Raw genomic sequence first — 3,669 nt, 5'->3', positions numbered from 1 at the left:
ATTCCCAGCTCTGCAGTTGCCCTAGCCAAGCGGAGAGGCGGGATCCCACCTCTTCTCGACGCCCTTCAAGATTGGCTGCCGTCCAAATCAGAAGCAGGCCCAGCAGGATCCCAGTGGCCCAGAGCAGCAGCGCATCAGTTGTTACCAACAGCCATCCCTGCCGCAGGATCCCCAGCCCAAAGGCCAGCGTGCCCACGAAGAGATAGGCTCTTACCCGCAAGGCCAAGCCCAGCAGACCCAAGGCCAAACCCAACCCTACCGGCCAAAAGCCCGTCCACCGTTGCCCGTGAGTTTCCACCAGCACCACCAGCAGCCATGTGCCCAAGGAAACCAGCCGCAGCCAATGCCGCCCCCGCCGTCCGTTGGTTTCCTGTAATCCCGGATCCACCTGGGCCACATAGAGCAGGGATCCCACCAGGGGCAGGGCATAGAACGTCAGGGAAGCCCAATCCTGATGCCAGCCGTAACTCCACAGGATCCAGTTGCTCAAGAACAGGCTGACATAGCCCAGGCGCACTTGGGATCTCCAGATAGCCAGCAGGGCATAGTAGGTTGCCCCCAGCAGCAGATTAAGGGTGTTATTTCCTCCCGCGGTTACCAGAAAAGCGGCCAGGGGCAGCACCAGGGCCGTATTCTGCCAAGGAGCCGCCGGCCAGCCCCACCCTCGCCAGGGCAAGCCATGGTAAACCAGCCCCAGCCCACAGAGCAGGGATCCGGCCCACCGCGCTATGGATAGCTGCGGCAGCCCCAGGAACACACCGCCCAGCAGAACCCCAGCTCCTTGCCATGCACTGAGGTAACCCCAGACCGTTGGCACCCAATTTTGCTCTGTTGGAGATTCTAGAGTTGAGGTTCTCGCCTGTCCGGCGGCATAGGCCACCAGGCCGGATCCCGTCAGCACCCAGAGCCACTTCCCCCAAGGGCTGAGACCGAGATCCCAAAAGGCGAACAGAAGGAGTAGGCTGGCCAAGCCCCAGTTGCCGGCGCCTATCCGCTGCAGCCAGGCCGCTTTCAGCCGCAGGGTCGCCACCAGCCAAGGGGGACAAAAGCCGTAGCCCCAGGCCAAGCTCAGCCCTAACAGAGCGATCAACACCAACCCATTTGCCAGGGATCCCCCAGTTCGCTGGCTGAGGAAGTAAACCCAGCTCTCGTAGGCGGCCACAGACACGCCCCAAGCGCCCAGGAGCCCTTTCCAGTTGGCAGGACGGAGGTCTTCCCGGCCTTGCTCTTGCGCCCGTTGGACCGCCTGTCGACGCCCCAGGCCCAGCAACACGATGGAGAGACCTAAGCTGCCCAAGCCCGTTACCTCACTCCACTGGGCATGGGATCCCAGCCAGCCCAACCCTGCATAGATCAAAGGCCCCGTCCGCCAGAAGCTCAGGGCCCTGACCTGTTGCAGGAGCTGCCCCCCCAAAGACTTTGTCCCACCAGCGCGATCGGGCCGCTCAAAGAGGAGTTTCTCCGGCCCAATCCAAAAGAGGATCCCCAGGCTCAGATTGATGACGGCAAGCAGAGGGGCAACAGGACGGGATCCCTGTACAGCCCACAACACGCCGCTTGCCGCCAGTAGCTCCAAAGCCCAGCCCAGCCCGTACAACAACCCATCCATCTGACCCTTGATCTGGCCAGATGAAAGGGCTTGGGCAATTTCAGGGGCATCCCCTGTCGGAGAGGACTCCGTCCCGCTAGCGCTAGGGGGGAGGGTCGGAGAGGATCCCGTCTCGGCAATGGGAGCAGAGAAGACCGGAGCAACCTCTACCCAAAGTCGGAGACCAATGGCCAGCCAGGTAACCCCAGAGGCCAGCGGTATGGCTGCCGAGAAAGCAGGGGGCGAGGAAGGGGTGAAGAGGGCCGCCGCGGTGGGCAACGTTAGGGAGAGCAAGAGCACCAACCCCAAGGGTATACCCCAGCCATCCAGGGCTGGCCGGTAAGCGGCTTGCAGGCGAGAAGAGAGGTGCCGGATGCCGTAGCGACAGCCGCTCAAGAGCAACAGCAGCGCTGCCAAGACCAGCAGCCATTCCGCTTCCGTAAGTGTCGGCAAGAGCCGGCTGATCCCCACCAGGCCGAACCCTGAGCCGAAGGCCACCGCCAGCAGGGCTTCCCCCTCTGCTCCAGGAGTAGGGGAACTTGGCAAGGGACAAGCCCATAGCCACACCTGGGTAGCTAGCAGCAGCAACCCCAGCCCTAGCCCGAGCAGATCCGGGCCCGGCCTGCCCAAGGTGAGCAACTGCGCCATCACCAGCGAGAGCACGGCCCAAAGACGCAGGGATCCCCGCACTGGGATCCCCTGCCGCCAGGAAAGGGATCCCAACTCCCCTTGCTCTGGGATCTGCAGCCAGCGGGGCATGAACTCCAGGGGGGGCAGGGCCAATACCTGAGCTGCCGTTAAAGCAAGAGGCACCAGCAGCCACAGCCAGCCCATGGATTGTTCACCAGTCGCAGACGAATCAAGGAACCGTTGCAGCAAAAACGCCAAGTAGCTGGATCCCACCAGCACCAGCCCTATGCCATCTGCACTTCGCTGCCACAGCTCCGCAGGCACTCCCCAAAAAAAGCGCTCTGACCCACCCAGAGCTACCCGCCCTGCCCATTGCAATAGGCCCACCAGCAGCAGAACCACTCCCCAAGCGGACAAGCTAGTGCTCCGCACCGCTGGCGCGAACAAGTCGGGCAAAAGCCAGCGGATCCCGGCTAGCAGTGCCCCCACTCCGTAGGCGTGGGTCAGGAGTACCCAAAGAAAGTTGGGAGTTTCTCCTGATCTGGACTTTTGTTGTAGCCACCAGGCCAGGATCCCGGCGCTCAAAAGCAAGTGCCAAAAGCGAATGGCCGGATAGGGAAGGCTCAAGAGCAGCAGGGATCCCCCTAGCCCCAAAACCAAGCGCTCTGTTGGTTCCACCAGCCCAGAAAAGTCTGTCTCGCCGGCTTCTGGAGTGCTCCTCTGCCAGCGGGCCGCCAACCCCAACCACAGCACCTCGTAGGGCAGTAGCACCAACCCCAGCAATCCCCAGGGGGAATCAAGGGGCTGAAACCAGTTGATCACTGTAGCCACAACTGCTTGCCGCCAGCTTGGGGGCCACACCTGCCAAAAAGCCCAGCAAGTTTCCAGGCCCAGCAAGAACAGCAACGTCAAATGCACCCTAAGGACTTCGTCCCGCTGGGGCGACTGGGTGTGTCGGCGCAAGCGCCCGATTAAGACATGGATCCCCAGCAGGCTAATCCCCAGCAACTGCCAGCCGCTGAAAGGGCTCTCCGCCAAGCCAATGGCAGCCAGCAGCCAGCCCACCACCAACAGCACCCAGCTCCCCTCCCACCAGCGGGAGAGCGTCCCCTCCTGAGCGCCTTCTGCTACGACGTCCGGGGATCCCTGGGGCCATTCCGCTGCTAGCCAACCCAACAGGGCCACCGCCAACCCCAACTGCGGCACTTGGACATGCCCAGACAGCAGCCCCCGTAGGATTAACAGGGATCCGGCAGCCCCGATTAGCCAGATCTTGGAGCCCCGTAATTCCCGAGACCGGCGGCTCCAGGTGTAAATCACGGTGCTGAGGATCCCCAGATACAGGATCCCCAGGACAAAAGCAGGGCGAAGCTCCTGCGGCCCCAAGCTCCAGAAAGCGTGCAAGCCAGAGAGGGCCAAAAAGTTCACCAAGGTTCCGTAAAAGGCATTGG

1 protein-coding gene is annotated in these 3,669 nt (G+C 62.4%); it reads right to left on the bottom strand.

Features of this window, described 5'->3' with window-relative positions:
• A partial coding sequence (locus NW820_RS00355) for a hypothetical protein (RefSeq protein ID WP_414406373.1) occupies nucleotides 1-3,669 on the bottom strand: 3,669 nt, incomplete at both ends.

It is taken from the genome of Synechococcus sp. R55.7, from assembly GCF_047461955.1.
In the GTDB taxonomy this organism is placed as follows: Bacteria; Cyanobacteriota; Cyanobacteriia; order Thermostichales; family Thermostichaceae; genus Thermostichus.
The sequence above is the reverse complement of the archived record's forward strand: the minus strand, read 5'-3'. Positions and strand labels throughout refer to the sequence as shown.